This is a genomic window from Caulobacter sp. AVps16 (assembly GCF_058681455.1).
This window is the reverse complement of record NZ_CM178739.1, coordinates 2,440,070-2,466,875: the sequence shown is the minus strand read 5'-3', so window position 1 is coordinate 2,466,875 and position 26,806 is coordinate 2,440,070. Positions and strand designations below refer to the sequence as shown.

The following is a 26,806-nucleotide window of genomic DNA, read 5'->3' as shown; positions in this document are numbered from 1 at the left end:
GTTTTACTGAACGCCTCGGCAGAAGTCCTTGTTTGCGAATTGGACCGCCGGGAACCAGTTTGCAAGGGCTTGCTGATGGATCGGCCCTTTTCATCGGCTTGTGCGCGCGGGGTCGTCCTTCGGGGCGGCCCCGTCTTGCATTGCAAGGTTTTATCCCGACTGCATCGATAGAGGTTCTATAAATCATGTCCCGCGTTCCGGCCCGAAATCGCAAGCCCGGGCTCGTCGTTCTCGGCGGCAGCGAGGCCCCGCGCGCGCCAGGCATCGTCCATCTTGTCGGCGCGGGTCCGGGCGATCCCGACCTGCTGACGATCAGGGCCCTGAAGGTCCTGCAGGCCGCTGACGTCATTGTGCATGACGGCCTGGTGTCGGCAGATATCCTCGATCTGGCACCGGCCAATGCCCAGCGGATCGATGTGGCCAAGCGCAAGTCGCGCCACACCCTGCCGCAGGATGACATCAACCAGCTGCTGGTCGCGCTCGCCCTGGAAGGTCTGACCGTCGTGCGGCTGAAAGGCGGCGACCCGTTCTTGTTCGGGCGGGGCGGCGAGGAACTGGCCGCCTGCCGAGCGGCGGGCGTCGAGTGCCACACCGTTCCTGGTGTCACTGCTGCCCTGGCTGCGTCAGCGAGCGCCGGCGCGCCCCTGACCCATCGTGGCTCTGCGCAAGCCGTGACTTTCGTGACCGGTCATGCCGCTCATGGCGAGCCAGACCTGGACTGGGCCTCTTTGGCCCGGCCCAACCAGACCGTCGTTGTCTATATGGGCGTCTCGACCGCGGGTCTGATCGCCGGTCGCCTGATGGGCGCCGGCCGCATGGCCTCGACACCGGCCCTGATCGTCGAGAATGCCAGTCGCGCCGACGAGCGCCGTATCCTGACCACCCTGGCCGGCCTTGCCGGCGCCGCCGAGGGCCTGAAGGGCCCTGCGCTGCTGATGGTCGGCGAGGCCATGGCCATGGCCGACGTCGCGCCGGTCGCTGACGCCCATTCCTCCTATCAACCGCTCGAGCGGAGCCTGCGCTCATGAAAGCCATCACCGCCAACCGCCTGGTCGACGGCGAGGTCGTGTTCTGGAAGACCGGCCAGTGGGTCGAGGCCTTTGGCGACGCCCAGCTGTTCGACAATGACGATGCCGCCGTCGAGACGGCTGTTGCCACGGGCAAGGGTCAGCCGACGATCGTCGTCGACGTCTATCCGATCGATTTGACGCCGTCCGAGGGCCACTGGGCTCCGGTCAGCTATCGCGAACGTATCCGGGCCCTTGGCCCCACCAACGAACCCACCCACGGCAAGCAGGCCGAAGGCGGCGAGGCCGTCGACGCCCTGCGCCATGCCGCTGGTGCCGCCCGATCGACCGGCCGGGTCGACCTGATCCGCAGGAAGTAACGATGTACCAGTACGATGTCATCGATCGCGAGTTCCTGATCGACCGCTCCAATGAGTTTCGCGGTCAGGTCCAGCGTCGCCTCGCAGGCGAGCTGACCGAGGACCAGTTCAAGCCCCTGAGGCTGATGAACGGCCTCTATCTGCAGCTGCACGCCTACATGCTGCGGGTTGCCATACCCTATGGCTCGCTGAACGCAGCCCAGATGCGTCGTTTGGCCTGGATCGCCCGGACCTATGACAAGGGCTATGGTCACATGACCACGCGTCAGAACATCCAGTTTAACTGGGTGAAGCTCAAGGACGCGCCGGACATTCTTGATGCCCTGGCCGAGGTCGATCTCCACGCGATCCAGACGAGCGGCAATTGCATCCGCAACACGACCGCCGACCCCTATGCCGGGGCCACGGCCGAGGAGATCGACGATCCGCGCGTCTGGGCCGAGGTGATCCGCCAGTGGTCGACCCTGCACCCCGAGTTCAGCTATCTGCCGCGCAAGTTCAAGATTGCCATTACCGGCGCGCTCAAGGACCGCACGGCGGCCAAGGTGCACGACATCGGCCTGATGCTGCGCCGGGCGCGTGATGGCTCACTGGGCTTCGAGGTGATCGTCGGCGGCGGCCAGGGGCGCACGCCCCATGTGGGCCCGACCATCAAGGAGCACCTGCCGGTCGGCCGTCTGCTCAGCTATCTGGAAGCCGTCCTGCGGGTCTATAACCGCCACGGCCGCCGCGACAACATCTACAAGGCCCGGATCAAGATCCTGGTCGCCGCCCTGGGGGCCGAAGAGTTTGGCCGTCAGGTCGAGGAAGAGTGGGCCAAGATCGACGCCGCTCGCGCCGACCTGCCGGATCACGAGCTGGCCCGCATCCGCGGTGCCTTCGCCCAGACGCCGTTTGAGGCCCTGCCGGCCGTGTCGGAGACCTTCGAAGTCGCCCGTGCCGCCAGCCCGGCCCTGCAGCGGTTCGCCCGCAACAATATCAAGCCGCACAAGAAGCCCGGCTACGCCATTGTCGAGATCTCGCTCAAGGCCCAGGGCCAGACTCCTGGCGACGCGACGGCCGATCAGCTGGATCTGGTCGCCGATCTTGCTGAAAAGTACGGCCTCAACGACGTGCGGGTGACCCACGCCCAGAACCTCGTCCTGCCGCACGTCAAGCTGGACGACGTTCCGGCTGTGCATGCGGCCCTGGCCTCGGCGGGTCTCGCCACGGCCAATATCGATCTGGCCAGTGACATCATTGCCTGCCCGGGCCTGGACTACTGCGCCCTGGCCAATGCCCGTGCCATCGGCATTGCCCAGGACATCGCGGCGAAGTTCGCCGATGAGGATCGAGCGGAAGATGTCGGCGAGCTGAAGATCAAGATCAGCGGCTGCATCAATGCCTGCGGTCACCACCACGTGGCCCACATCGGCATTCTCGGCGTCGATAAGAAGGGCGAGGAATTCTACCAGTTGTCGTTGGGCGGATCGGGCGCGGAAGACGCCTCAATCGGCAAGATCCTCGGCCCCGCCCTCCCGGCCGACAAGGTCGCCGGGGCCATCGACACCCTGGTGGAGGCCTATCTGGGGCTCCGCAACAGCGAGGAGCGGTTCCTCGATACCTATCGTCGCGTCGGGCTCGAGCCCTTCAAGGAGGCGGTCTATGTCCAGGCTGATTAAGCTGACCAACGGCGTCGCGGCCTTCGTCGACAATAGCTTCGTCAATGTCACCGACGAGGAGGCGATCCCGGAAACCGGCGACGTCATCCTGTCGTTGAACCGCTTTCAGGCTGAGGGCGACGCGCTGCTTTCGTCCAACAGCCGCAAGGTCGGCGTGCGGATCGAGTCCAACGAAGAGGTCGAGGGCCTTGCCTATGACCTGCCGCGTCTGGCGGTGGTGGCGGTGGTCTTCCCGAAGTTCCGCGATGGCCGCGCCTATACGTCGGCCCGGCTCCTGCGCGAGCGATTGAACTATGTCGGCGAGGTCCGCGCGGTTGGCGACGTGCTGCAGGAGCAGGCCGGCTTCATGGTCCGCTGCGGGTTTGACGCCTTCGAGCCCGCCGACGGCGCGGGTCCCGAGGCCTGGGCCAAGGCCGTCGGGCGTTTCCGCCATGTCTACCAGCGCGCTGCCGACGCTCGTCCAACAGCCCTTGAGGAAAGAACGGCGTGATGGCCTACGACCAGACGGATGCCGTGCCGAGCCTGGCCGCCCGGCTGGACGCCGAGTTGCGCGATGCCCACCCGCTGGCGGTCCTGACCCGGGCCTATGAGACCTTTGGCGACAGCCTGGCACTGGTGTCGTCCTTCGGGGCGGAATCGGCCGTGCTGCTGCATCTGGCCGCCCGGGTGTCGCCGGATATCAGCGTGCTCTTTCTTGATACCGGCATGCTGTTTGGCCAGACCCTGGACTATCGCAGGCAATTGGCGACTCGCCTGGGCCTGACCGATGTGCGGGACCTGCGTCCGGCCTTTGCTGACTTGGCGGTTCAGGATCCCAGGTCCGACCTCTGGCGGACGGATATCGACGGCTGCTGCCATATCCGCAAGGTCCTGCCCCTTGACCGCGCGCTGACGGGCTTTGAGGGCTGGATCACCGGCCGCAAGCGCTTCCATGGCGGTGATCGTCTGACCCTGCCGGTGGTCGAGGAGGCCGAGGGCAAGATCAAGTTCAACCCCTTGGCCAACTGGTCCAAGGCCGAGCTTGACGCCTATGTCATCGAGCATGACCTGCCGGCCCATCCGCTGGTCGCTCAAGGCTTTCCTTCAGTGGGATGCTGGCCGTGCACCAAGCCGGCCGAAGACGGCGACGACGTGCGGGCCGGTCGCTGGGCCGGTCAGGAAAAGACCGAGTGCGGCATTCACGTGGCCCGGGCACCCGGACTTGCGCCCAACGTTGGCGGGGACATCTAGGCGATTTTCGGCGTCACAGAGGGCAGTCTGATCCGGTCTTCAACGCCTCGGGTCTTGACGGCGGGCGTCTGGCATATCCATTCCATCGCTGTGGCGTGTTCGCGCCGCGACCGAACTTCTTGAGCGAGAGCCAAGCGCCCCATGACCACAGCCGCCACCGTCTCGTTCGCCCATGTGCCGCATCCCGCGCCAACGTCTGCGGAGCGCCGCGCCGAGCTGCTGGCGGATCCCGGTTTTGGTCGGGTGTTCTCCGACCACATGGTGACCATTCGCTACACGGCGGCCAAGGGCTGGCATGATGCCCGGGTCGAACCCCGCGGCCCGATCCCGATGGATCCGGCCTCCTCGGTGCTGCACTATGCCCAGGAAATCTTTGAGGGCATGAAGGCCTACCGGACGGCGGACGGCGGCGCAGCCCTTTTCCGGCCGGAACAGAATGCCCGCCGGTTCCAGGAGTCGGCGCGCCGGATGGCCATGGCCGAACTGCCGGAAGACCTGTTTGTCGAAGCCGTGGAACAGCTGGTCACCATCGACCGCGACTGGATCCCCGACGGCGAGGGCAGCCTCTATCTGCGGCCCTTCATGTTCGCGACAGAGGTGTTCCTGGGGGTCAAGCCGGCCTCGGAGTATCTGTTCGTGGTCCTGGCCTCACCGGTCGGGGCCTATTTCAAGAACAAGGCTTCGGCGATCTCGGTCTGGGTCTCGGAGACCTATACCCGTGCGGCCCTGGGCGGCACGGGCGCGGCCAAGTGCGGGGGCAACTATGCGGCCAGCCTGCTGGCCCAGTCTGAGGCGATCGCCCATGGCTGCGACCAGGTCGTGTTCCTCGACGCGGTCGAGCGCCGCTGGATCGAGGAACTGGGCGGCATGAACGTCTTCTTCCGCATGGACGACGGCAGCCTGCAGACGCCCCCCCTGGGCGGCACTATCCTGCCGGGCATCACCCGCGACGCCATCATCACCCTGGCGCGCGAACAGGGGATCACGGTGCGCGAGGAGCCCTATTCCCTGGAGCAGTGGCGCGCTGACGCCGCCAGCGGACGGTTGCGGGAAGTCTTCGCCTGCGGCACGGCTGCGGTGCTGACGGGTATCGGCACAGTTCGAACGGTGACTGGGGACTTCGCGATCGGCAATGGTGCCGAGGGCGAGATGACCGAGCGACTGCGTAGCGCCCTGATCGGTATCCAGCGCGGTCGCGCGGCCGATCCCCACGGCTGGGTCCACCCTGTTTAGGGCTTGCGTTCCAGCAACAGGATCGGAGCGTCCTTGTAGGCCGTCTCCGTCACCAGCTTGAAGCCGGTCTTGCGGGCCAGCGCCAATGAAGGGGCGTTGCCCGGATCGATGATGCAGGGCACCCGCGGCGGGGCCAGGGTCTGGTCGATCCAGGCGAGGCCTGCCGTCACGGCTTCTGTTCCGTAGCCCTGGCCATGTGACCAGGACGCCAGAACCCAGCCCATTTCCGGCTGGCCAAAGAAGCTGGGCGTGATTTCGCGATGAAAGTCGGCAAAACCGACCTCGCCGACATAGCGCCCCGTCGCAGTTTCGCGCACTGCCCAGTAGCCGAAGCCAAGCAGGGGCCACAGGCCGCGCGAGCGCAGCAGGCGGGCCCAGCTCTCCTCCGGCGTCGAAGGCCGGCCGCCGACAAAGCGGGTGACCTGGGGATCGGACCACATGGCGACGCTGTCGTCGAAGTCACTGAGCTCGGAGGCTTTCAGGGTCAGGCGTTCGGTGACGATCACGGGGGGGAGGAGGGTCATGGCGACTCTGTTTGCGGCGCGGTGATCCGGCAGGCTACACCGCCGCAACCGCTTTGCGAGACCTGGCCCATGACCACGCCTGAAAATGCCATCGCCGCCCGCCGCAAGCTGACCAACAAACTGATCGCCGCCAAGACGGCAGCGCGGCTCTCGCCGTTCTTCGATCCCCAAGTCAGGCTGATCGCGGGCGACGGCTCCCTGCTGATGGGGGCGGGCGAGGTGATCGCCGCCTTTGAGGCCCAGTTCCGCGACCTGGCCTTCATCGCCTATGTCCGAACCAGCGAGACGGTCGAACTCGACAGTGCCGGATTGCGGGCCGCCGAGCGCGGCCGCTGGGTCGGATCCTGGAAGGGCGTGCCCGAACAGTCCGGGACCTATCTGGCAGTCTGGAAGAAGGTCACCGGCCAGTGGGTGATCGAGAGTGAGCTCTACGTGACCCTCGACCGGGGCGACTGACCCCTTCGACCTTAGCAGCCACGCCCTGCTCCGGATTAAGAGAAATTAATTTACGGTCATCCGGCTCTGGGCCTACGCATTCGCCCAACAAAACGTTCTTTAGGGGTCTCGCCTTGCAAACTCGCCGTCAGATGCTGTTCTCCACTGCGGCCGCCGGCCTCGCCGCCTCGGCTCCGTCGCTCGCCTTCGCCCAGGCCGCCGCACCCGCCAACGGCGAAGTGGCCAAGATGAATGCCCTGTTCGACGACGCCATGGCCAAGTTGCTGCGGCAAGCCCCAGAACTGGCCACGGGGCTGGGTCTGGACAAGGGCGACCTGGCCTGGACCAAGGGCCTGCTCAGCGATCGATCCTTTGAGGCTCTCGCCGCAGGCGCGGTCCAGACCCGCGAGCAGTTGAAGGCCCTGCGCGCCATCGACCGCAAGTCAATGTCGGGCATGGACGCTGTCAATTACGACACCGTTGAGTTCACCCTGGCGGTGCAGGACGAGGGTAGCAAGTTCACCTATGCCGGTGGCGGCTCTGGTGCGCCCTATGTGCTGAGCCAGCTGACAGGCAGCTACCAGTCGATGCCTGACTTCCTCGACACCCAGCACGCAATCGAAACCCGGGCCGACGCGGATGCCTACCTGCAGCGGATGGAGGGCTTTGCCCGCCTGATGGACCAGGAAACCATCATCGCCAAGCGCGACTACGCCGACGGCGTGATCCCCCCCGACTTTGTGATCGACAAGACCCTGATCCAGATGAAGGCCTTTGCCGACACGCCGACGGCCGAGGCTCCGCTGATCAAGTCGATCGTGCGCCGTACTGCCGAAAAGAAGATCGAGGGTGACTGGGCCGGCGAGGCGACCAAGGTCTACCTCAATTCGGTCCTGCCTGCCCTGAAGCGCCAGATCGTCCTGCTTGAAAGCGTGCGGCCCAAGGCCACCCATGACGCTGGCGTTTGGCGCCTGAAGGACGGCGGCGACTACTACGCCACCTCGCTGAAGAACTATACGACCGCCAATCTGACGCCTGACGAGATCCACCAGCTGGGTCTGGACACGGTCAAGTCGATCGAGGCCCAGGCCGACAAGCTCTTCAAATCCATCGGCATGACCAAGGGTACGGTCGGCCAGCGCATGGCCGAGCTGGGCAAGGACATCTACGAGAACACCGACGCGGCCAAGGAACAGCTGATCGCTGACCTCAACGTCAAGGCAAAGTGGATTGAGAAGCAACTGCCGGCCTATTTCGGGCAGCTGCCCAAGGCCCCGCTGGAAATCCGCCGGGTACCCAAGGCCATCGAGGCCGGCGCGCCGGGCGGCTACTACAATTCGCCCTCGCTCGACGGCAAGCGTCCGGGGATCTACTGGATCAACCTTCGCGACACCAAGGAACAGGCCAAGTACACCCTGACGACCCTGACTGTGCACGAAGGCGTACCCGGCCACCATCTACAGCTCACGCTCTCCAACGAGGCCAAGGGTTTGCCGCTGATCCGCAAGGTGATCGGCTTCTCGGGCTATGCTGAGGGCTGGGCGCTCTATTCGGAAGAGCTGGCCGTCGAGATGGGCATCTACAAGACCGATCCCCGTGGCCAGATCGGCATGCTGCATGACGCCCTGTTCCGCGCCGTTCGTCTGGTGGTCGACAGCGGCATGCACCACAAGAAGTGGAGCCGCGAGCAGGCGATCAAGTACATGGCCGAAACCATGGGCGACGAGGAAAGCGGCGCGATCACCGAGATCGAGCGCTACTGCGTCTGGCCGGGTCAGGCCTGCAGCTACATGATCGGCAAGATCGTCTGGCTGCGTGCCCGCGACAAGGCCCGCAAGGCCCTGGGCAAGAAGTTCGACATCCGGGAGTTCCACGACGCGGGCCTGCTGTCGGGCATGACGCCCCTGACCGTCCTGGAAAGCGTGATCGACAACTACATCGCCGCCAAGAAGGCCGGCAAATAGCGGCGACAGGACAGCTGGGGCCTGGATCGTTTTCCGATGGGTGTGAAACGGCTATCGGATCGAAAACGCTCTAAGATTTTGATTTATAGACCTTTTCTTCTGACCCTGATGAAGTCATCAGGGTCAGAAGGGGTTCTAACCCCAGCTCTCCGAAGCCCCGGCCCGGCGGGCAATGGTTTTGACGGCCGAGGGCGGCTTCAGGGCCGGCTTGGGCATGTCTGCCGGCTTGCCGTAAAGCCAGCCCTGACCGAAATCGACGCCGGCGTCGCGCACGACATCCTCGACCTCGGCCGACTCGATCATTTCGGCGACCGTGCGGATCTTCAGATCGCGGCACATTTCCACCAGGCGCCGCACCATGGCCCCCTCGCGCCCGTTGGCGGCCAGTTCCCGAACATAGCGTCCGTCGATCTTGACGATGTCCAGGCTGAGTTCCTGCAGATAGGCAAAGGAGGCGGCACCCGATCCGAAATCGTCAAGACAGACCAGCGATCCCATGCCGCGCAGGGACTGGATATGGCGATTGGCCCGCGGCAGGTCGTCGATGGCGGCGCTCTCGGTGATCTCGAAGATCAGGCGGCCTTTGGCCTGGTCGAACTTGGCCAGCAAACGCGAGACGTGGTCGACGAAGCCCTCGGTGACGATCGTTCGGCCGGAGACATTGACGGCCAGTTTCAGGTCGCCCGACCGGTCCTGGGCCAGGCGGCGGGTGGCCTGTTCGACAATGGCGTGGTCCAGTTCCTCGATCAGGTCGAACTCTTCGGCCATCCGGATCAGGGCGAAAGGACTTGCGCCCTCCTCGAAACGGACCAGCACCTCATGGTGGTGGGCCTCGCCCGTCGCCAGATTGACGACCGGCTGATAGGCGAGATTGAAGCGGCGCTGGCTGACGGCAACGCCCAGGGCGCCCGCACGAGCCAGGGTGCGCTTGACCGAGCGGTTCATCGCTTCAGCCAGGCTCATCGGCGGCGTGTCTTTCAGGCCCTCGCTCAGGAAATCGTCGAGGGCGTAGCGCAGGGCTCGCATGGAACGCGCCGAGGCGTTTCCGGGCTCCAGCGACACCACGTGGGCGCTGGCGTCCAGTTCGAGCATGTGGCTGAGCCGGCGCGTCAGATTGTCGGTATTCTCGTCCTTGGCCCGCACCACGGCGTAGCGGTCGTCCGACAGTCGCGTGGCCGCGGCACCGCCGTGGGATTCCGCGCGAACCGCGCCGGCGACATGGGCGTCCAGCACCTCGGCTTCCGATTGCGGCAGGGCCGCACGGCGCTCGCCTAGCCCGGCGAACTCGATCATGGCCAGTTCCAGCTCGATCCCGGTCACGCGCGCAGCTTCGAACAAGCCCTTGGCGATGTCCTCGAAGGACTCCCTTGGATGCAGGCCATCGGCGCCGACGGCGGGGCTGGGGGCCTGACTGGTGGTGAGGGCGCAGGACAGGCGGCCGCCGTTTTCGGGCAAGGCGCGCATGACGACGCTGACATGACGTTCTGTCGGCCCCGCCAGGCGGACGATCACCGGACCCCGGCGTGCGCCGTCATCGGCGCAGGCGATGATCGCATCCATCAGGGCCTGATCGGACGGGCAAAACAGGTCGCGCCAGACCTTTCCGGTCAGGGCGGCCTCATTCAGCCCAACAATGCGCTGGGCGGCCCCCAGGGCCATGTCGATCGTGCCGTCGCGAATCTCGACCAGCAGGTCGGCGCTGGCAAAGGCCAGCCCCAGTAGGCGACGTGGATCTATCGACAAGGTTCGGCTCCCCTTACGACCGCAAACGTCGCACGCGGGCCTTAAGGACGTGTTTCCCGATCCGGAAATAGACCTGCGACAAAGAGCCGCAAATACCGGATCCGGGTAGAGGAAAGTGGGCTCATGATGAAAAGAACATCTTGCGAACACGGAACAAAGGCGGTACGACTTTGAGTGTTCCACCGATCAATGGGCGCGCGAAACGCGAAGCCCGGCTCGGCCGGGCGGAATCATGGAATAAGGGCGCATCTCCAATGAACCAGGCGGCTTTGAAACTCGTGGGTAAGGAAGACGGCGACAAGCAGCGCGCGCTCGAGGCGGCGCTTGCCCAGATTGATCGGGCCTTTGGCAAGGGCTCGGTGATGAAGCTGGGCGAGAAGGGCAAGGTCGAGATGGAGTCTGTCTCCACCGGCTCGCTCGGCCTCGATATCGCCCTCGGCATCGGCGGCCTGCCCAAGGGGCGGGTGATCGAGATCTACGGTCCGGAAAGCTCGGGCAAGACCACCCTGGCCCTGCACGCGGTGGCCGAGGTGCAGAAGGCCGGCGGCACGGCTGCCTTCGTGGACGCCGAACACGCCCTGGATCCGGGCTATGCTTTCAAGCTGGGCGTCAATCTGGACAACCTGCTGGTCTCTCAGCCCGACAATGGCGAGCAGGCCCTGGAGATCACTGACACCCTGGTGCGGTCGGGGGCCGTCGACATCGTGGTCGTCGACTCCGTGGCGGCCCTGACGCCCAAGGCGGAAATCGAAGGCGAGATGGGCGACAGCCTGCCCGGCCTTCAGGCCCGCCTGATGAGCCAGGCGCTCCGCAAGCTGACCGGCTCGATCAACAAGACCAATACCATCGTCATTTTCATCAACCAGATCCGCCACAAGATCGGTGTGATGTATGGCAGCCCCGAGACCACCACGGGCGGCAACGCCCTGAAGTTCTACGCCTCGGTGCGCCTGGACATTCGCCGCACCGGCTCGGTCAAGAACCGCGACGAGATCATCGGCAACAATGTCCGGGTCAAGGTCGTGAAGAACAAGGTGGCCCCGCCGTTCCGTGAGGTCGAGTTCGACATCATGTATGGCGAGGGCATCTCCAAGCTTGGCGAGATCATTGACCTGGGCGTCAAGGCCGGGGTGATCGACAAGGCCGGCTCCTGGTTCTCCTACAACAGCCAGCGCATCGGTCAGGGCCGCGACAATGTCCGCGAGTTCCTGAAGGCCAACAAGGATCTCGCCAACGAGATCGAGGCGGCTGTGCGCAAGTCGTCCCAGAAGATTGAGGAAGAGCTGTTGGTTGGCGGTCCCGAGGACGGCGACGAATAGGGCCGGACGGCTCCAAAGGTTTCGCGACCTTCGCTCGCTTCGGGCGAAACCCGCCACTCAGACGCCCGCAGCACCCCCGCCGCGAAGGCCGCGATCCCCGGACGCCTGGACCCCAAACCAGGCGTCCGATTTCGTTTGCGGGCTGCGCGTCACCTGCGCAAAGGGGTCCATGGGTCAGCCAATCTGGCCGTTGAAGCGGTGACACTCGGCTCGCGCCGCCGACTCGGTTTCCACTCCACAGAAAACCGCGCTATGCAGCCCCAACCTCCGGACAGCCGGACTCTATCGAGATCCTAGAGACGCCCATGCCCAGCCTGAACGAGATCCGCGGAACCTTCCTCGACTATTTCGGCAAGGCCGACCACGCGATCACGCCATCGGCACCGCTGGTGCCGCAGAACGATCCGACCCTGCTGTTCGTCAATGCGGGCATGGTGCCGTTCAAGAACGCCTTCACCGGGGCCGAGACGCCGGCCTATCCGCGGGCGGTCAGCTCGCAAAAGTGCGTCCGCGCCGGCGGCAAGCACAATGACCTCGACAATGTCGGCTACACCGCCCGGCATCACACCTTCTTCGAGATGCTCGGCAATTTCTCGTTCGGTGACTATTTCAAGGAACAGGCGATCAGCCATGCCTGGACCCTGCTGACCCGCGACTTCGCCCTGCCCAAGGACAAGCTGCTGGTCACGGTCTATCACACCGATGAAGAGGCTGCGGATCTCTGGAAGAAGATCGCCGGACTGACGGATGACCGCATCATCCGCATCGCGACCAACGACAATTTCTGGTCGATGGGCGACACGGGTCCATGCGGTCCTTGCTCCGAGATCTTCTTTGACCATGGCCCGCACATCCCTGGTGGCCCGCCCGGCAGCCCGGATGAGGACGGCGACCGGTTCATCGAGATCTGGAACCTGGTCTTCATGCAGTTCGAGCAGCTGGCCGGCGGTGAGCGCCTGTCCCTGCCCAAGCCGTCGATCGATACCGGCATGGGCCTGGAGCGGGTCGCCGCCGTCCTGCAGGGCGTGCACGACAACTATGACATCGACCTGTTCAAGGCCCTGATCGCCGCCAGTGTCGACCTGACCGGCGTCAAGGCAGAAGGGGCACAGGCCCCGTCGCACCGGGTGATCGCAGACCACCTGCGTTCATCCTCGTTCCTGCTGGCCGATGGCGTCACACCGTCCAATGAAGGCCGCGGTTACGTCCTGCGCCGGATCATGCGCCGCGCCATGCGCCATGCCTATCTGCTGGGCGCCAATGAGCCCCTGATGCACCGTCTGGCCCCGACCCTGGTCGCCGAGATGGGTCAAGCCTATCCGGAACTGCGCCGCGCCGAGGCCTCGATCGTCGAAACCCTGCGCCAGGAAGAGGAGCGGTTCCGCGTTACCCTCGGCCGCGGCATGGGTCTGCTGGATGACGCCACGGCCAACCTGACGTCCGGCGGCGTGCTGGATGGCGAGGTGGCCTTCAAGCTCTATGACACCTATGGCTTCCCACTGGACCTGACCCAGGATGCCGTGCGCGCCAGGGGCATTACGGTCGACACCGACGGCTTCGATGTGGCCATGGAGCGCCAGCGCACCATGGCGCGCGCCAACTGGGCCGGTTCGGGCCAAACCGGTGCTGCTGCCGCCTGGTTCGGAATCAAGGAACGCACGGGTCCGACCGACTTCGTCGGCTACGACAACACCGAGACCACAGGCGTGGTGAAGGCCCTTCTGGTCGACGGTGCCGAGGCGCAGGCCGCAGCGGCTGGCCAGACCGTCGAGGTCCTGCTGGACCGCACCAGCTTCTATGCCGAGAGCGGCGGCCAGGCCGGCGATACCGGCGTGATCGAGGCCAATGGCCGAGAGAGCCGGGTGCTCGACACCCAGAAGCAGGCCGGCGAGCTCTATGTGCACCGCGTTGAACTGGCCGGCGACCTGAAGGTCGGCGACAGCGTCGTGGCGTCCGTGGACGCTGCCCGCCGTACCACCACGCGCTCTAACCACTCAGCCGCCCACCTCGTGCATGCCGCCCTGCACCATGTGCTGGGTCCTCACGTTGCCCAGAAGGGCCAGATGGTCGATGGCGAGCGCATGCGCTTCGACTTCAGTCATGGCGGTCCGCTGTCGCCGGACGAGATCGAGCGCATCGAGACCGAGGTCAACGAAGTCATCCGTCAGAACGTGCCGGCCGAAACTCAGGAAATGGCCCCGCAGGAGGCCATCGAGGCCGGCGCCGTGGCGCTGTTCGGCGAAAAGTACGGCGATAGCGTCCGGGTTCTGACCCTCGGCAAGTCTCTGACCGAAGCCGGCAAGGCCTATTCGGTCGAGCTGTGCGGTGGCACTCACGTGGCCCGGACCGGCGACATCGCTTTGTTCAAGATCGTGTCCGAGCAGGGTGTCGCGGCCGGCATCCGCCGCATCGAAGCCCTGACCGGCGAGGCGGCCCGCCGCTTCCTGCTGGACCAGGCCGGCGTCGCCAAGGCCCTGGCCGACCAGTTCAAGACCCCGGTCCTGGAGGTCGGCGCCCGCGTCGAGGCCCTGATCGCCGAGCGCAAGTCGCTGGAAAAGCAGCTGGCCGAGGCCCGCAAGCAGTTGGCCCTGGGCGGCGGCGGTGGCGCGGCCTCCGGTCCGGAAGACGTGGGCGGCACGGCCCTGATCGCCAAGATTCTGGACGGCGTCGGCGGCAAGGAGCTGCGCGGGGTGGCCGAGGAGTTCAAGAAGCAGCTGATGGGCGGCGGAATCGTGGCCCTCGTCGGGACCAGCGACGGCAAGGCTGCCGTGACCGTGGCCGTCACCGCTGATCTGGTCGGCCGGTTCAGCGCCGCCGAACTTGCCAAGGCCGCTGTTCTGGCCATGGGCGGGCAAGGGGCCGGCGGCAAGGCCGATTTCGCTCAGGGCGGTGCGCCTGACGCCACCAAGGCCCAGGACGGCCTGGATGCCATCAAGGCCGTCCTCGCCGGCTAAGGCCTCTTGAGCCCTTGAAAGCGAAAGCCCGCCGTCTCGCAGGAGGCGGCGGGCTTTTCCTTGCGATCAGCTGCTCAGGAAGGCAGAGAGCTTGTTGCCGTCCGGGTCCCGGACATAGGCCCCGTAGTAGCCATCGCCATAAGCGGGCCGGGGGCCGGGCGGTCCTTCACAGGTGCCGCCATTGGCCAGGGCCGCCGCATGAAAGGCGTCGATCTGGGCGGTGTTCTCGGCCTGCAGTCCAACCATGATGCCGTTGCCGGCGCGCGCCGCCTCACCGTCATGGGGTTTGCAGATGAACACCTTGGCATCGCCGCCTTCCGGCCCATAGCCTATCCAGTCGCCCTGCCGCCACAGGCGCCGCTGGCCCAGTACAGCGGCAATGGCGTCGTAGAAGGTCTGGGCGCGGTCCAGGTCGTTGGCGCCTATGGTAACGTAGCGGATCATGGTTGGTGTCCTCCTTGGTGCCCCAGACTAGCCGCGATGTGGCGCCTGAATCCAGAACGAAGGGGGAACTAGCTGACACCTTGTGTCAGCAACATCGCCACGATGGACAGACTCACGACCGCCAGGGCTGTGGTCACGGCGACGGTCCGCGCCGCGCCCCGGGCAAAGACGTTCAGGGCCCGGGTCTGGATGAAGACATTGACCGCCGTCGGTGTCGCGGCCAGCAGGGTAGCTCCCAGCCGGAAGGCGGCTGGAGCGTCGGTCAGGCCCACGGCCAGCCAGGTCAGTACTGGCAGGGCCAGCAGCTTGGCGAGGGCGGCGGCGAGTACCGGCCCCGACTGCGGAGCCAGCTTCGGCTCGGCTGAGGGCAGGGCCAGGGCCGCGCCCAGGGCGACCAGGGCCACCGGGCTGCCCGACACTGCCGCTGCGGCCAGGGCGCGATCCAGAACGGCGGGTAGGGTGAGGCCCGTGATGGCCAGGCCCACTCCGATCAGCGATGCGACGACGATCGGATTGGACAGGGCGCGCCATGCGGATCCCGGGATCGAGCGGCCAGCGGCCCAGCCCAGCAGGGCGATGCCTGTCGCGGCGATGACCACGAAGTCGACGGCCACGACGCCGGCGGCCAGGCGGGCGGCTTCAGGACCGAGGATGGCGACGGCGACGGGCAGGCCGAGAAAGGCGCTGTTGCCAAGGCCGCCGGCCAGGGCCGCCCCGGCGCGCTCCTCCCGTGTCCAGCCCAGTGCCAGACCGAGGACCAGCAGGCCGGCCATGACCAGCAGGGCCGCCCCGGCATAGGCCGCCAGTCCCCAGGCGAGCGCGGCTCCGGGCGTTCCGATCCGCGACAGCGACTGGATCAGCAGGGCCGGAAAGCCGATCCAGAAGACATAGGCCGACAGGCCGTTGACCATGGGCTGGTCCAGCAGGCGCAGCCGGACCAGGGCCACGCCGGCTGCGACCAGCAGGAAGAACGGCAGAACCCGCGACAGGACGCCGAAAGCAAGCTCGATCACGGGGCGGCGGCTCCGGTTGGGAGGACGCCCCGCTCTATCACTTGCCGACGGGTGCCGACCAGCCCGGCAGGGTCAGACGATAGACCAGGACCAGATTGTCATTGTCGCCCGCCGCGCTGCCGTCGGCGCCCTTGATCCCGGCGTCGAAAGCGATGCCGCCGACCATGCCATTGGCGGTCTGGAAGTCGTTGTCCGAGCCGATGAACAGGAAGGCATCGTTCGGGGCCTTGGGATCCAGGGCCGGAACCAGGGCCAGGGCCTCGAACTTCTCGGGCAGGGTGAAGGTGTTGGTCGCGGCGTTGTCGAGGTTGAAGCCGAAGCGGGCCATCTGGGCCGGGTGGATCAGATTGATCAGCTCAACCTGCTGGACCGGGACGATACCGGCCTCGAGCACGCCATTGGGGGCCACCGGCTTGGTCGAGGTTTCATAGGCCGTGCCGGCGATATTGGTCGCGCCGGTCGTGTCGACCAGCAGCACGCTGCGATAGACGGCCGGACGGGTCGCGCCGCCGCCGCGGCCATTGCCGTCGCGGGCCAGGACCAGGAACTGGTGATCGTTCAGGGCCAGAATCTCGGACTGGGCGGCGGTCTTGTCCGGCGCGGCCCCGTCGCCCTTGTTGCGGAACACCGGCAGCTGCATGACATACTCCGCCACCGGCGCGGCCGGGGTGGCGGACTTGCTGATGTCATAGAGGAACAGGCGGGTATTGGCCCTTGTGTGGTCGGTGTCCTTGCCCGAGGCCGAGTCCTGCACCGTGGCGCTCTGCAGCAGGGCGGCGAGGCGCTTGCCGCCCGGAACCAGGCTGACGCCCTCGATGCCCTGGTTGTTGCGACGGCCGGTCTCGGGGGCCTTGGCACCGGTCAGGTAGGGCGCGCCGCCGCTCGTCGGGGCCACGGCGGCGACCGGGGCGATCACGCCCTTCAGGGCGCCGGACTTGTCGAAGCGGTAGATGTTGGCGGCATATTCGTCGGAGACGTAGAAGCCGCCGTCGGCGGTCACGGCCAGGCCTTCGCTGTCCAGGCTGGTGCGGCCGGCGGCCTTGGGTTCGGACGGGTCGAGGCCGGTAAAGGTCTGGCCTTTGGCGTCCTTCAGCAGCAAGCCGCCGTTCGGGGTCAGTTTCACCTGCTCGGGGGCCACAGCCTCGGCTCCGGCATAGGGCGCGAAGGTGAAGCTGAAGCGGTGCAGGCGGTTGGCATAGTCCGAGGTGCCGACGATCGTGCCGACGCCGTTGGGACCGCGATCGGGCAGGGTGGTCAGGGTGCCGGCATAGGTCCCGTCGGCCTGACGCCGCCAGTCGCTGATCGCCATGGCCGAGAACGAGCCCAGGGTGTCGCCGTTGAAGTCACGCAGGGCGGCCGAAAGCCGGCCGGCCCCGACCAGGCCCTGATTGACCAGCTTGACGCCGCCGAGCTCGACCGTCACCGCGCCCTCGGCGGTGGCGACATTGGGACGGGACCAGGCGGTCGGCTCCGCCAGGGCAGCCGTGGACAGGGCCAGAAGGGAGGCGGCGGCGAGCAGGGGCAGGCGGACGAGGCGGGTCATGGCGCGTGGTTTCCAGCAGGGATGTCCAGCGCGGTTAGCAGCCTAGATTGACGCTTGAGTGACAGCCGCCCCTGAAGACCTAACGTTCTTCGCGCGGCAGCCGGATATGGACCAGCTTCCAGGTAAACAGGGCTGTCCGCTGGAAGCTGAACACCGTCACCCGGCCCGGTTGACCCGGCCGCTTCATCGCCACCCGCACGCGGTTGGGATCCCAGTAGACGATGGTCGGATAGGGGCCGCGGACGACAGCCCTGATCTTGCCGCCCACGGTTTCAGGCCGGGCCGGACCGGCGGGGGCCGCGCCGGGGGCGTAGCCCCGGGTCAGGGCCGAGATGCCGGCAATGGTCAGATAACGGTCGACCTTGGGTTCTGGCGGGGCGATGGGCTCAATGGCCCGGCGCATGGCTCCCAGGGGGTCACGCCAGATCGAGGGGGGCTCGGCGGCCGCCACCGGCGCGGCTTCCTTGAGCTGGCCGGTCAGGCTGCGCCGAACGGCCGGGAAATCGACCAGTTCGGATATGGCCTGCACGTCTTCATACTGGGCCGCTGCCTTCAGGGCGCGGAAAGCAAACCAGGGCGCCGAGGCGAAGGTGGCCGCGAACACGAAAATGCCCAGGACGATCAGGTCCCAGATCCGCTTCTGCAAACTCATCGACGGCCCCCGGACCCTGTGAAGGTTAACGCGGCATAGAAGGGGTATTCGGTTCTGCATCGCAAGGGGCTTCGCGCGAGGAGGGACCTGGGGGGACTCGGCCGCCCTGAAAGATCGAGGCCATGTCGACGTCGCACTCGGCACGCTTGAGTTCGATCATGTCGGCGAGCGCACTGATCTTCTTGACCAGCGCCGCCGTCAGCCAGGCATGGCGGTGCGGTCGTGACGGACCCTTGCTGGCGCGGCGAGGACGCGGCGAGCGATGACGGGGCATGGAGAGGCTCCTTTCCGGCCGCATGACGGCCCTTTGATGCAAAATCCAGACGCAGGTTTTCGGCCTCGCGCCAGGGCTGCGAAGTTTGGGGAGGGATGCGAGGCACCGGGCTGCGCCCGGATGAAAACTTGATGTACCGTTTCGACGAAACCCGGGGGCCCCGCGCGGTCGTTTTCCGCCAGCGTTCCGGCAGGTGGCGCTGTTGACGCCTTACCGAAACCCGCGCCGCACGGTTTCCCGGGCGCCGCGACGAACGAGGCACGAGGGCCGAAGGCATCTCCCGTGTGTTTCCTCATTCACGCCGACGGCGGGCAGGCCTGGCCAGCAACCAGGTCCCCGGACCGTCCGGGTATCCCCCCCGGACCTGGCCCCGCTCGACCACCCCCCGGGGACGCAAAGGTCGCTGGCCGCGCGCCCTCCCTATCGCCCCGAGGTAAGGCCAGTATACGGCGGTGTGGATCGCCGTGGCGTTGGCGCGTTCCAGGCGTGGAATATCAAGGGCTTAGGTTCAGATAGCAGGGCGGATGAACGGGTTTTGAAGCCCCCGGCCCCGGCCGTTCGAGCCTCGCCTTTGGCAGAGCGGTTCAGGCGTCGATGGTGCGGCTGACATTGGAGACCAGCTTGCCGTCCCTCAGGGTCAGCTGACGGCTGCAGCGTGCTGCGACGCCTTCATCATGGGTGCAGATCAGGAAGGTGGCTCCGTCTTCCCGGTTCACTTCCCGCATCAGGGCCAGCACCCGTTCCGCCGACTCGCGATCCAGATTGCCGGTCGGTTCATCGGCAATGATCAGGTCGGGACGGTTCATCAGGGCCCGTGCGATGGCGACGCGCTGCTTCTGACCGCCGGACAGCCGGGTGGCGGGAAAGTCGATGCGGTCTTCCAGCCCGACCCGAGTCAGGAGGTCCCGTGCGCGCGCGCGCATCTCTCGCGAGATACCGCCGGCCGGGGCCGCAGCGGGAAAGGCGACATTTTCCAGGGCCGTAAAGTCGGGCAGCAGATGGTGGAACTGGAAGACAAAACCCAGTCGCCGGTTGCGAAACTGGGCCCGCTGCCGTTCGGAGAAATCGTCGATCCGCTCGCCGCTGAGGGTCAGGCTTCCGGCCGTTGGGCGCAGAAGCAGGCCGATGATCGACAGCAGGGTCGACTTGCCTGACCCCGAGGCCCCGAGCAGGGCCACGAGCTCCCCCTTGTCGAGGGTCAGGTCGATGCCGTTCAGGACGCGGGTTTCTTCGTCCCCGTTCCTGAACACCTTCTCGATGCCCTGGGCTTCCAACACGCGGGTCATTGCTGGATCGCCTCCAGCGGATCGACCTTGGAGGCCGCACGCGCGGGGAGGATCGAGGCGATCACGGCCCCCAGGGTGGTCAGCACCAGGGCCGCCGCATAGCCGCCCCGCTCGGGCGCGATCGGCAGGACCGAGTCGCCGGCGGCATTGGTGATCCCCTGCAGCCAGATGCAGAGCCCATAGCCGGTGGCGCAGCCCAGCAAGGCGCCAACCAGGCCGATCAGCAGTCCCTGGAGCAGGAAGACCCACAGGATGAAGCTGCCCGGCACACCGAAGGCGCGCATGATTCCGACCTCGCTGCGACGACGATAGGCGGACAGCACAAGGGCGCTGGCTATGCCGATGATGATCGAGATCAGCGAAAAGACCTGGATCATGGAGCCGGTTCGGCCCTGGGCGACCAGGGCCCCCTCCAGGCTGACGTTCTTCTCCTGCCAGGGCGTTGCGCGCAGGCTCGTGGCATCGGCCAGGAACCGCGCCATGGCGCGCGCCTGATTGGGGTCCTTCAGCTTGACCTCGATATTGGTCACCCCGTCGGGCAGGACGAACAGGGGCCGGGCCGTCTGCAGCGACAGGAAGGCCACGCGCTCGTCCAGGCTTTGCAGGCCCGTCCGGAAGACGCCCTTGATGGTGAGCTGCCGTTCGACGCCACGCTCTGTCCGCAACAGAATGGATTGGCCGGCACTGAGGCCCAGGTCTTCGGCCAGGCGTGCGCCGATCAGCAGACCATCGGCCCCCAGGTCGCCATTGCCGTCGATGATGCTGGGCGAGATCGGCGAGATCGCGTCGATCCCCTGCGGGTCAACGCCGACGATCGAGACGGTCCGGACCGCCTCGCTTTTCACGAGGACGGCGCTGCCCGTGATCTGGGGACTGATCGCCGACACTCGCGGGTCGGCCCGCAGGAGCTCCAGCACCATGGGCCAGTTGCGGATCTGCTGGCGCTGGAAGGTGGAGACCAGGGCCACGGATTCCACCGGCAGGTCCGGCCCTGCCAGGACCCGGGCAATGCGGGTCGGCGGTTCCAGGCTGACATGGGCGCTTTTGCCGGTCACCTGCTCGGTCAGCAGGATCGCCAGTCCGGCGATCAGGGCCGTGATGAACACGAAGACGGTCACCCCGATCGCGACGCCCGCCACCAGCAGCAGGGTCTGGGAGGGGTTTGACAGCAGATAGCGTCGGGCGACTTTCAGGGCGAACATGGCCTTAGCCGCCCGCCTTGGCCGCCACAGGCTCGATGTGCGCGCCGGGCTTGGTCGAGGTCGGTTCCAGGACGACGCGGTCCCCGGCCTTCAAGCCGCTTTCGACGATGGCCTGAACGGAAGGCCACCGCGCCACGGTGATCTTTCTGATCTCGACCAGATTGGCGGCGCTGACGACATAGACCTTGGGCGCAGCCGTGGCATCCACGACGGCGCTGCGTGGCACGACAATCGCGGCCTGGCGCTGGTCAATGACAATGGTGACGTCGATTGAGCGACCGGGGGTCAGGGTCTGGCTGCCTTCGGCCGCCAGGCGAACCGTCCGGCCGCCGGTGCTGGAATCGACCCGGGGCGAGACCTCGGTCACACGGGCGGCAAAGATGCCGGGCGATCCTGACAGGGCCGCGCGGGCCGTCTGGCCGGCCGCCAGGCGATCGGCATAGGCTTCCTCGACCTCGGCGCGGATCTCGACGCCCTGGGCCGAGCCCAGTTGAAACAGCGGGGTCCCCGCCGCCACGACCTGGCCATTGTCGATCGGACGCACCAGCACCACGCCGGCCATGGGCGCGCGGATGGTGAATTCCCGCGAGCGCTCGGTCGAGGCCCGCAGGCCGGCATCTGCTGCGGCGACATTGGCCTGGGCCGTCTCAAGGCTCGCCTTTGCGGCATCCAGAGCCGCCTTGGCGGCAAAGCCGCGCTCATGCAGGGTCCGGGTGCGCTGATAGACCAACTGGGCTTCCCTGGCCTGGGCCCGCGCGGCGCGGGCACGGGCGGCATCGGCCTGCGTCTGGGCTTGCTCGACGGTCGCCAGGATCACCGCCATCGGGTCACCCGCCTGGACCTGGTCGCCCTCGTCATGCAGCAGGCTGATGACCTGGCCTGGATTGGGCGAGGAGACCTGGATGAGCTCGGCCGGGCGGGCGCGACCGACCACCGACAGGGCCTGTTCGATCGTGCGGGGCTCGATCACAAGGACCGCAACCTCTTGCGGGCGTCGCGAGGCCAGCACCCAGGCCGTCACAGCGACCACCAGGGCCGCTGCAATGACGAAGAACCAGGGTCTTGGGATGGCGCGCATGATCAGGACACTCGCGGAGGCAGGACGAGTCCTGCTCCTGCGCGTCCGGTCCCCGCATGGCAAGGTCCCAAATGACCCGGCCGGCTCTGGCGGCGCAGGCCTGCCCTGTACCGAGCGGCCCAGGCGGCCATCGCGCGCTCCCTAGTCGCGATCGTGGCTGTGCGACTCCGTTGCCGTCGCCTCCACGCTCAGGGCTTCGCCGTCGCCGCTCTGGAACCAGAACGGCGGCCGCTCCGGCTTGCCGGCCTCGTTCATCTTGCTGTCGAATACCCGGCCATTGGCGATGGTGTAGGCAATGGTCGCGGTATTGCGGATGTCGGTCAGGGGGTTGGCGTCGAAGACCACCAGGTCGGCCAGCTTGCCGGGCTCCAGCGAGCCGAGGTCCTTGTCCATGCCGAGAGCCCGGGCCCCGTTCAAGCTGCCGGCCCGCAGGGCTTCCAGCGGGGTCATGCCGCCCTGGACGAAGCTCCACATTTCCCAGTGGGCCCCCAGGCCCTCGCGCTGGCCATGGGCCCCGATCTGCACCGAGACGCCGAGGCGGTTGAGGCGGGTGGCCTCGCGGGCGACGGCGATGTGGTTCAGTTCGTTATCGGGGGTCAGGACCGGGCGGCGGGCCCGGTTGTCGAGCAGGCGACGGGGCACATATTGCTGCAGGCGCGGATCATCCCAGACCTTGGTGGCCTGGTACCAGTAATTGTCGCCGGCATTGCCGCCGAAGGCGACCACCAGGGTCGGGGTATAGGCGACCTTGGTCTGGGGCCAGAGCTGAAGAACATCAGCATACAGACGGTCCAACGGGATCGAGTGCTCGATGGTCGTATGGCCGTCGATGATCATCGACATGTTGTGCTGATACAGCGACCCGCCCTCGGGCACGACCATCAGGCCCAGCTGGTTGGCGGCCTCGATGATCTGCTGGCGCTGTTCCCGGCGGGGCTGGTTGTAGCTCTTCACGCTCCAGGCCCCGACCGCCTTCATGCGGCGCAGGTTGGAGAGGGCGTCATCAAGGCTGTCGACCTTGGCGGTGAACGGGGTGGTGGCCCCATAGAGGATCGCACCGGTCGAGAAGATCCGCGGGCCGACCACCTCGCCAGCCTTCTGCAGCTCGGAATGGGCGAAGATCTCGCTGGTGTCGTTGGACGGGTCGTGAAGCGTGGTGACCCCGAAGGCCAGGGCCGCATAATTGACCCAGCTGCGCTGCGGGATGATCTCGTCCGAGCCCATCGAGCCGTGCCAGTGGGCATCGATCAGGCCCGGGGTGATGGTCTTGCCGGTCAGGTCCATGACCTTGGCATCCGCCGGGATGGTGACCGAGCCCCTTGGGCCGATGGCGGCGATGCGGGCGCCGTCCAGCACCACGACGCCGTCCTCGATGACCTCGTCGCCCTTCAGGGTGACCAGGCGGGCACCGGTCAGGGCCAGCTTGCCGGCCGGCTTGAAGGCGGCCTGCTTGAAGCCGAGATTGATGCCGCTCTCCGCGGGCTTGGGCAGTTCGGCCGGGGCCCCCTCAATGAAGCTGAAACTGTCCTTCAGGCCACGGCTGTAGAGTTGCGGACCCAGGGCCCAGTTCAGCGTGCGGCTGTCGCCCGACCAGTGGATCCAGTCACCGGCGTCGCGGGTCACCCGGGTCTGGGGCAGGGCCTTGCCGTCGGGCGCAACGCTGACGGCGCGTCCGGTCCTGGGGAAGGGGGCGACATAGGCATTGAAGCGCTCGGTCCAGGCCACCCAGGCCTCGTCGGGCGAGACGGCGAACTCCGCGGCAAATTCCGAGGTCAGGTGGGTGCGCGGCTCGTGGCCATTCAGATCGACCGATTTCAGGGCGGCCAGCTTGTCCTGGCGGCCGCTGAAATAGACGCGGTCATTGCTCGCCCCGAACTGCGGCATGCTGCCCTTGTCGGTGATCAGGGTCGGCTCGCCCCCGGCCGTCGGGACCCGGTAGATGCCCGGATCGCGGGTCCAAAGCGTGCTGAGCAGGACGCCGTCGGTCGAGGTGCGATAGACGATGGTCTTGCCGTCCGGTGAGAACACGGGCTCGACGAAGCGGCCGGGGTTCTTGTTGACCTTGCGGCCCTCGCCGCCGGTGGCCGGGATCACCCGGATCGAGCCCAGGTCCTCATCGTTCCAGGTGGTGTAGACGATCGATTTGCCGTCGCGCGACCAGGCCGGATAGAGCTCGAAGTGGTCCGACTGCTTGGTCAGGCGGCGCGGGGTGCCGCCGGGCAGGTCGCGGATCCACAGATGGCCCAGGGCCTCGAACACCACCGTCTTGCCGTTGGGCGCGGTGCGGGCCCAGCGGATCATCTTGACGTCGAAACTGTCGGGGGCGACCTCGACCGGGAAGCGCACGGCCTCGCGGGCCTTGCGGGTGTCAGCCACGTGGAAGGGGATGTCGCTGACGGCCTTGCTGGCCACCGCGATGCGCCGGATCTTGCCGCCGGCCCACAGCACGATCGACTGGCCATCGGGCGTCCAGCTGATCGCCGGATAGACCCCGTGGATCGCCCAGGTCTCCTGCATGTCGCGGTCGAGATGGTCATAGACCTTGGTTTCGCGCCCCGAGGCGATGTCCATCACATAGAGGGTCGACTGGAAGCGCACACGGCGGATGAAGGCCAGCGACTTGCCGTCGGGCGAGGGGGTGGGGCGGATTGCGCCGCCGGGCCCGCCGAGGAACTTCTTCACCTCACCGGTCTCGCGGTCCAGGCGCTGGATGGCGTAGATCTCGGTATTGGGGTCCTTGCTGTATTCGAAGACCCCGCCCTCGGTGACGTCGTCGCTGAAATAGAGATAGCGGCCGTCGGGCGAGAAGGCCGGCTCGCCGGAATCCTTCTGCTGGGTGCGGCGTTCGGTCAGCTGCACGCCATTGCCGCCCGCGCGGTGATAGAGCCACATCTCGCCGGCCCCCAGCGAGCGGCCCGAGGTGAAGTGCTTGCGGCCGACGATGTACTGGCCGTCGGGCGTCCAGTCGGGCTGGGACAGCAGGCGGAAGCTCTCGCTGGATACGGCCTTGGGATTGCTCCCGTCGCGATTCATGACCCACAGATTGTCGCCGCCACCCCGGTCAGAGGTGAAGGCGATCGACTTGCCGTCGGGCGAGTATTTGGGCTGCATGTCCCACGAAATGCCGCTGGCGATGTTCCTGGCCTCGCCGCCGCCGATGGGCAGGACATAGAGGTCGCCCATCAGGTCAAAGACGATCTCCTGGCCGTCGGGGCTGACGTCCAGCGACATCCACGAGCCTTCGGTGACGTCCAGCTTCAGGTCTTGGGTGTAGCCGGCCGGCGGGTTGCGCACGTCCCATTTGGGCTTGTCCGGCTTGGTCTCGGCCTTGGGGGCCGCTTCCGGTGCAGTGGCCGGGGTCTGGGCCAGGGCCGGGGCGCAGAGAACCAGAAAGGCCGCAGTGGCAAGCAGGACGCGCTTCATGTCGTGATTCTCCATCGATCGCGGTGGAGCTTAGCGAAGCGCAGATCAAAGAAAACGCCCCTCGGTTTCCCGAGGGGCGCTGATCGTCTTGATCCTCCCCTTTCGGGGGAGGTGGCCCAGAGGGCCGGAGGGGGCTAGCGGGGCGTTGGCCGGGATGGCCCCCTCAGTCACTCCGTGACAGCTCCTCCGGAGGGGGAGCTGCTCGGGGTCTAGGCCATGGCCTTCTTCAGGTTCTCGTCGATCTTGTCGAGGAAGCCTTCGGTGGTCAGCCACGACTGCTGATCGCCGACCAGCAGGGCCAGGTCCTTGGTCATGAAGCCGCTTTCGACGGTGTCGATGCAGACCTTTTCGAGGGTGAGGGCGAAGTTTGCCAGATCCTGGTTGTCGTCCAGCTTGGCCCGGTGGGCCAGGCCGCGGGTCCAGGCAAAGATCGACGCGATCGAATTGGTCGAGGTGCTCTGACCCTTCTGGTGCTGGCGATAGTGGCGGGTCACGGTGCCGTGGGCCGCTTCGGCTTCGACCGTCTTGCCGTCCGGAGTCATCAGCACCGAGGTCATCAGACCCAGCGAGCCGAAGCCCTGGGCGACGATGTCGGACTGCACGTCGCCGTCATAGTTCTTGCAGGCCCAGACATAGCCGCCCGACCACTTGAGGGCCGAGGCCACCATGTCGTCGATCAGGCGGTGCTCGTAATGGATGCCCTTGGCCTTGAAGGCTTCGGCGTATTCGGCGTCGTAGATCTCCTGGAAGATGTCCTTGAAGCGGCCGTCATAGGCTTTCAGGATGGTGTTCTTCGTGGAGAGATAGACCGGATAGCCACGGCCCAGGCCGTAGGCGAACGAGGCGTGGGCGAAGTCGCGGATCGACTCGTCGAGATTGTACATGCCCATGGCGACGCCGGCGCTCGGAGCCTTGTAGATCTCGTGCTCGATGACTGCGCCGTCCTCGCCGACGAACTTCATCGTCAGGGTGCCCTTGCCCGGGAACAGGAAGTCGGTGGCCTTGTACTGGTCGCCGAAGGCATGGCGGCCGACGATGATCGGCTGGGTCCAGCCGGGCACCAGGCGCGGTACGTTCTGGCAGATGATCGGCTCGCGGAAGATCACACCGCCCAGGATGTTGCGGATCGTGCCGTTCGGCGATTTCCACATCTTCTTGAGCTTAAACTCCTCGACGCGTTGCTCGTCGGGGGTGATGGTGGCGCACTTGACGGCCACGCCGTGCTTCTTCGTCGCCTCGGCGGCGTCGATCGTCACCTGGTCGTCGGTGGCGTCGCGATTCTCGACGCTGAGGTCGTAATAGTCGAGCTCCAGGTCCAGATAGGGGAAGATCAGCTTATCCTTGATGAGCTTCCAGATGATCCGGGTCATTTCGTCGCCGTCCATATCGACAACGGGATTGGCGACTTTGATCTTGGCCATTGCGGGGTCTTTCCTCTCGC

Annotated in this window: 22 protein-coding genes; 10 read left to right on the top strand and 12 right to left on the bottom strand. The window is 66.5% G+C overall.

Annotated features, from left to right (window positions below; all coding sequences use genetic code 11):
- Nucleotides 1-185: 185 nt before the first annotated feature.
- The 6 genes from cobA to ACW17U_RS11825 all read left to right on the top strand — a co-directional run bounded on the left by cobA (nucleotide 186) and on the right by ACW17U_RS11825 (nucleotide 5,511).
- A complete protein-coding gene (gene cobA / locus ACW17U_RS11850; RefSeq protein ID WP_492052630.1) occupies nucleotides 186-1,028 on the top strand; it encodes a uroporphyrinogen-III C-methyltransferase in 843 nt (280 codons plus the stop codon).
- Entirely contained in the window at nucleotides 1,025-1,387 is a 363-nt protein-coding gene (locus ACW17U_RS11845) for a DUF2849 domain-containing protein (protein ID WP_492052628.1), read from the top strand. The genes cobA and ACW17U_RS11845 overlap by 4 nt, the downstream gene beginning before the upstream one ends.
- 2 nt (nucleotides 1,388-1,389) lie before the next feature.
- The gene (locus ACW17U_RS11840) at nucleotides 1,390-3,048 is read left to right on the top strand and encodes a nitrite/sulfite reductase (protein WP_492052626.1); all 1,659 of its coding nucleotides are present in this window, start codon (nucleotides 1,390-1,392) and stop codon (nucleotides 3,046-3,048) included.
- Nucleotides 3,032-3,538 (top strand): DUF934 domain-containing protein, encoded by a 507-nt coding sequence (locus tag ACW17U_RS11835; protein ID WP_492052625.1) that lies wholly within the window; start codon nucleotides 3,032-3,034, stop codon nucleotides 3,536-3,538. The genes ACW17U_RS11840 and ACW17U_RS11835 overlap by 17 nt, the downstream gene beginning before the upstream one ends.
- Nucleotides 3,538-4,278 carry a phosphoadenylyl-sulfate reductase gene (locus tag ACW17U_RS11830; RefSeq protein ID WP_492055728.1) on the top strand — a complete coding sequence of 247 codons (741 nt, stop codon included), beginning with the start codon at nucleotides 3,538-3,540 and terminating at the stop codon, nucleotides 4,276-4,278. The genes ACW17U_RS11835 and ACW17U_RS11830 overlap by 1 nt, the downstream gene beginning before the upstream one ends.
- A gap of 141 nt (nucleotides 4,279-4,419) precedes the next feature.
- Entirely contained in the window at nucleotides 4,420-5,511 is a 1,092-nt protein-coding gene (locus tag ACW17U_RS11825) for a branched-chain amino acid aminotransferase (RefSeq protein ID WP_492052623.1), read from the top strand.
- On the opposite strand, the gene ACW17U_RS11820 is transcribed toward ACW17U_RS11825, so the two are convergent.
- Nucleotides 5,508-6,035, bottom strand: coding sequence for a GNAT family N-acetyltransferase (locus tag ACW17U_RS11820; protein ID WP_492052621.1), 528 nt, complete (start codon nucleotides 6,033-6,035; stop codon nucleotides 5,508-5,510). The genes ACW17U_RS11825 and ACW17U_RS11820 overlap by 4 nt on opposite strands.
- 69 nt (nucleotides 6,036-6,104) lie before the next feature.
- Here ACW17U_RS11820 and ACW17U_RS11815 point away from each other — a divergent pair, with 69 nt between their 5' ends.
- Both ACW17U_RS11815 and ACW17U_RS11810 read left to right on the top strand, forming a co-directional pair.
- Nucleotides 6,105-6,491 carry a nuclear transport factor 2 family protein gene (locus ACW17U_RS11815; RefSeq protein ID WP_492052619.1) on the top strand — a complete coding sequence of 129 codons (387 nt, stop codon included), beginning with the start codon at nucleotides 6,105-6,107 and terminating at the stop codon, nucleotides 6,489-6,491.
- Nucleotides 6,492-6,622: 131 nt separating this feature from the next.
- Nucleotides 6,623-8,434, top strand: a complete 1,812-nt coding sequence (locus tag ACW17U_RS11810) for a DUF885 domain-containing protein (protein ID WP_062145128.1) — start codon at nucleotides 6,623-6,625, stop codon at nucleotides 8,432-8,434.
- Nucleotides 8,435-8,569: 135 nt separating this feature from the next.
- On the opposite strand, the gene ACW17U_RS11805 is transcribed toward ACW17U_RS11810, so the two are convergent.
- The gene (locus tag ACW17U_RS11805) at nucleotides 8,570-10,177 is read right to left on the bottom strand and encodes a sensor domain-containing phosphodiesterase (protein WP_492052617.1); all 1,608 of its coding nucleotides are present in this window, start codon (nucleotides 10,175-10,177) and stop codon (nucleotides 8,570-8,572) included.
- Nucleotides 10,178-10,431: 254 nt separating this feature from the next.
- Between ACW17U_RS11805 and recA the strand changes: the two genes are divergently transcribed.
- Together recA and alaS are read left to right on the top strand one after the other, a co-directional pair.
- Entirely contained in the window at nucleotides 10,432-11,496 is a 1,065-nt protein-coding gene (gene recA, locus ACW17U_RS11800) for a recombinase RecA (RefSeq protein WP_062145132.1), read from the top strand.
- Nucleotides 11,497-11,801: 305 nt separating this feature from the next.
- The gene (gene alaS / locus ACW17U_RS11795) at nucleotides 11,802-14,450 is read left to right on the top strand and encodes an alanine--tRNA ligase (RefSeq protein ID WP_492052616.1); all 2,649 of its coding nucleotides are present in this window, start codon (nucleotides 11,802-11,804) and stop codon (nucleotides 14,448-14,450) included.
- Nucleotides 14,451-14,516: 66 nt separating this feature from the next.
- Here alaS and ACW17U_RS11790 read toward each other — a convergent pair whose 3' ends face one another.
- The 10 genes from ACW17U_RS11790 to ACW17U_RS11745 all read right to left on the bottom strand — a co-directional run bounded on the left by ACW17U_RS11790 (nucleotide 14,517) and on the right by ACW17U_RS11745 (nucleotide 26,786).
- Nucleotides 14,517-14,894: a VOC family protein gene (locus ACW17U_RS11790; protein WP_492052615.1), complete on the bottom strand. Its 378-nt coding sequence runs from the start codon at nucleotides 14,892-14,894 to the stop codon at nucleotides 14,517-14,519.
- A 68-nt stretch (nucleotides 14,895-14,962) separates the two neighbouring features.
- Nucleotides 14,963-15,907 (bottom strand): AEC family transporter, encoded by a 945-nt coding sequence (locus tag ACW17U_RS11785; RefSeq protein WP_492052614.1) that lies wholly within the window; start codon nucleotides 15,905-15,907, stop codon nucleotides 14,963-14,965.
- A 37-nt stretch (nucleotides 15,908-15,944) separates the two neighbouring features.
- The gene (locus ACW17U_RS11780; protein WP_492052612.1) at nucleotides 15,945-17,450 is read right to left on the bottom strand and encodes an esterase-like activity of phytase family protein; all 1,506 of its coding nucleotides are present in this window, start codon (nucleotides 17,448-17,450) and stop codon (nucleotides 15,945-15,947) included.
- A gap of 79 nt (nucleotides 17,451-17,529) precedes the next feature.
- Complete coding sequence (locus ACW17U_RS11775; protein WP_062145142.1) at nucleotides 17,530-18,102, bottom strand: DUF2939 domain-containing protein; 573 nt, start codon at nucleotides 18,100-18,102, stop codon at nucleotides 17,530-17,532.
- A 25-nt stretch (nucleotides 18,103-18,127) separates the two neighbouring features.
- Nucleotides 18,128-18,376: a hypothetical protein gene (locus ACW17U_RS11770; RefSeq protein ID WP_062145144.1), complete on the bottom strand. Its 249-nt coding sequence runs from the start codon at nucleotides 18,374-18,376 to the stop codon at nucleotides 18,128-18,130.
- Between the two features lie 584 nt (nucleotides 18,377-18,960).
- Nucleotides 18,961-19,662 (bottom strand): ABC transporter ATP-binding protein, encoded by a 702-nt coding sequence (locus ACW17U_RS11765; protein ID WP_492052610.1) that lies wholly within the window; start codon nucleotides 19,660-19,662, stop codon nucleotides 18,961-18,963.
- On the bottom strand, nucleotides 19,659-20,864 hold the full coding sequence (locus ACW17U_RS11760; protein ID WP_062145148.1) for an ABC transporter permease: 1,206 nt from the start codon (nucleotides 20,862-20,864) through the stop codon (nucleotides 19,659-19,661). The genes ACW17U_RS11765 and ACW17U_RS11760 overlap by 4 nt, the downstream gene beginning before the upstream one ends.
- Before the next feature lie 4 nt (nucleotides 20,865-20,868).
- Entirely contained in the window at nucleotides 20,869-21,942 is a 1,074-nt protein-coding gene (locus ACW17U_RS11755; protein WP_492052609.1) for an efflux RND transporter periplasmic adaptor subunit, read from the bottom strand.
- A 141-nt stretch (nucleotides 21,943-22,083) separates the two neighbouring features.
- Nucleotides 22,084-25,365: an amidohydrolase family protein gene (locus tag ACW17U_RS11750; RefSeq protein ID WP_492052608.1), complete on the bottom strand. Its 3,282-nt coding sequence runs from the start codon at nucleotides 25,363-25,365 to the stop codon at nucleotides 22,084-22,086.
- A 209-nt stretch (nucleotides 25,366-25,574) separates the two neighbouring features.
- Entirely contained in the window at nucleotides 25,575-26,786 is a 1,212-nt protein-coding gene (locus ACW17U_RS11745) for an NADP-dependent isocitrate dehydrogenase (RefSeq protein WP_492052607.1), read from the bottom strand.
- Nucleotides 26,787-26,806 lie beyond the last annotated feature (20 nt).

Coding starts and splice junctions, on each gene's coding strand:
- alaS (WP_492052616.1), top strand. CDS start 11,802: ATGCCCAGCCTGAACGAGATCCGCGGAACCTTCCTCGACTATTTCGGC.
- ACW17U_RS11775 (WP_062145142.1), bottom strand. CDS start 18,102: ATGAGTTTGCAGAAGCGGATCTGGGACCTGATCGTCCTGGGCATTTTC.
- ACW17U_RS11765 (WP_492052610.1), bottom strand. CDS start 19,662: ATGACCCGCGTGTTGGAAGCCCAGGGCATCGAGAAGGTGTTCAGGAAC.
- ACW17U_RS11790 (WP_492052615.1), bottom strand. CDS start 14,894: ATGATCCGCTACGTTACCATAGGCGCCAACGACCTGGACCGCGCCCAG.
- ACW17U_RS11750 (WP_492052608.1), bottom strand. CDS start 25,365: ATGAAGCGCGTCCTGCTTGCCACTGCGGCCTTTCTGGTTCTCTGCGCC.
- ACW17U_RS11840 (WP_492052626.1), top strand. CDS start 1,390: ATGTACCAGTACGATGTCATCGATCGCGAGTTCCTGATCGACCGCTCC.
- ACW17U_RS11745 (WP_492052607.1), bottom strand. CDS start 26,786: ATGGCCAAGATCAAAGTCGCCAATCCCGTTGTCGATATGGACGGCGAC.
- ACW17U_RS11825 (WP_492052623.1), top strand. CDS start 4,420: ATGACCACAGCCGCCACCGTCTCGTTCGCCCATGTGCCGCATCCCGCG.
- ACW17U_RS11815 (WP_492052619.1), top strand. CDS start 6,105: ATGACCACGCCTGAAAATGCCATCGCCGCCCGCCGCAAGCTGACCAAC.
- ACW17U_RS11770 (WP_062145144.1), bottom strand. CDS start 18,376: ATGCCCCGTCATCGCTCGCCGCGTCCTCGCCGCGCCAGCAAGGGTCCG.
- ACW17U_RS11755 (WP_492052609.1), bottom strand. CDS start 21,942: ATGCGCGCCATCCCAAGACCCTGGTTCTTCGTCATTGCAGCGGCCCTG.
- ACW17U_RS11820 (WP_492052621.1), bottom strand. CDS start 6,035: ATGACCCTCCTCCCCCCCGTGATCGTCACCGAACGCCTGACCCTGAAA.
- ACW17U_RS11835 (WP_492052625.1), top strand. CDS start 3,032: ATGTCCAGGCTGATTAAGCTGACCAACGGCGTCGCGGCCTTCGTCGAC.
- ACW17U_RS11780 (WP_492052612.1), bottom strand. CDS start 17,450: ATGACCCGCCTCGTCCGCCTGCCCCTGCTCGCCGCCGCCTCCCTTCTG.
- recA (WP_062145132.1), top strand. CDS start 10,432: ATGAACCAGGCGGCTTTGAAACTCGTGGGTAAGGAAGACGGCGACAAG.
- ACW17U_RS11830 (WP_492055728.1), top strand. CDS start 3,538: ATGGCCTACGACCAGACGGATGCCGTGCCGAGCCTGGCCGCCCGGCTG.
- ACW17U_RS11760 (WP_062145148.1), bottom strand. CDS start 20,864: ATGTTCGCCCTGAAAGTCGCCCGACGCTATCTGCTGTCAAACCCCTCC.
- cobA (WP_492052630.1), top strand. CDS start 186: ATGTCCCGCGTTCCGGCCCGAAATCGCAAGCCCGGGCTCGTCGTTCTC.
- ACW17U_RS11810 (WP_062145128.1), top strand. CDS start 6,623: ATGCTGTTCTCCACTGCGGCCGCCGGCCTCGCCGCCTCGGCTCCGTCG.
- ACW17U_RS11845 (WP_492052628.1), top strand. CDS start 1,025: ATGAAAGCCATCACCGCCAACCGCCTGGTCGACGGCGAGGTCGTGTTC.